Below are 1,214 nucleotides of genomic sequence, written 5' to 3'. Positions count from 1 at the left end.
GGGCCTCGAACTCGCTTCGGCCTACCCGGTGTTCGAGCAGGCGCTTGCCGAGGTGTGTGCGGAGCTGGATCCGCGGCTGGGGCGTTCGCTGCGTGGGCTGCTGGCCGAGGACAGTGAGGTGCTGAACTCCACGGAGTTCACGCAGGCCGCGCTGTTCGCGGTCGAGGTGGCGCTCTTCCGTCTGGCGGAGTCCCTGTCGATCCGCCCCGACTACCTGATCGGGCATTCGGTCGGTGAGATCGCGGCCGCGCATGTGGCCGGGGTGCTGTCCCTGGCGGACGCCGCTGAACTGGTGGTGGCGCGTGGCCGGTTGATGGGTGCGCTGCCTGCCGGTGGGGCGATGGTCGCGGTGCAGGCCGCCGAGGCCGAGGTCGCGGAGTCGCTGGCCGGCTTCGAGGGCCGGCTGGAGATCGCCGCGGTGAACGGGCCGCTGGCCGTCGTCGTCTCCGGTGACGCGGACGCGGTGGAGGAGTGGCTGCCCGCATGGGAGGGCCGCAAGACCTCGCGCCTGCGCGTGTCGCACGCCTTCCACTCGCCCCGTATGGAGCCGATGCTGGCGGAGTTCCGCCAGGTCGCGGAGGGCCTGTCCTACGCGACGCCGGCGATTCCGGTGGTCTCGAACGTGACCGGTGAGGTCGTCGACGGGTTCGATGCCGAGTACTGGGTGCGTCACGTCCGCCAGGCGGTGCGTTTCGCCGACGGTGTCAGCACCCTGTGGGAGCTGGGGGTCCGCCGGTTCCTGGAGCTGGGTCCGGACGCGGTGCTGACGGCCATGGCCCGGCAGTGTGTGGAGGACGACACCGAGGCCGCGTTCGTCCCGGCGCTGCGGTCCAAGCACGCGGAGGCGGGCACGTTCGCCGCCTTCCTCGGTCGCGTCCACACCGCCGGTGCGGGCGTCGACTGGGACGCCTTCTACGCCGGCACCGGCGCGCGTCGGGTGGATCTGCCCACCTACGCCTTCCAGCGGGAGAACTACTGGTTGATGCCGTCGGCGGGTGCGGGTGATGTGTCGGCTGCGGGTCTGGATCGGGTGGAGCACCCTGTCCTGGCCGCTGCCGTGCAGCTGGGTGACCGGGACGAGTGGGTGTTCACGGGTCGGCTGTCGGGTGAGAGCCAGCCGTGGTTGCTGGATCACGTGGTTCTGGGGACGGTGATTGTTCCGGGGACGGCGTGGGTGGAGTTGGCGTTGGCTGCTGGGCGTCGTGTGGGGGCGC

1 protein-coding gene is annotated in these 1,214 nt (G+C 71.3%); it reads left to right on the top strand.

Annotated elements, in window-relative coordinates:
- A partial coding sequence (locus tag EAO77_RS35765; protein WP_147992475.1) for an acyltransferase domain-containing protein occupies positions 1 to 1,214 on the top strand: 1,214 nt, incomplete at both ends.

This window comes from Streptomyces sp. T39, from assembly GCF_008042045.1.
Taxonomy (GTDB): Bacteria; Actinomycetota; Actinomycetes; order Streptomycetales; family Streptomycetaceae; genus Streptomyces.
The sequence above is the reverse complement of the archived record's forward strand: the minus strand, read 5'-3'. Positions and strand labels throughout refer to the sequence as shown.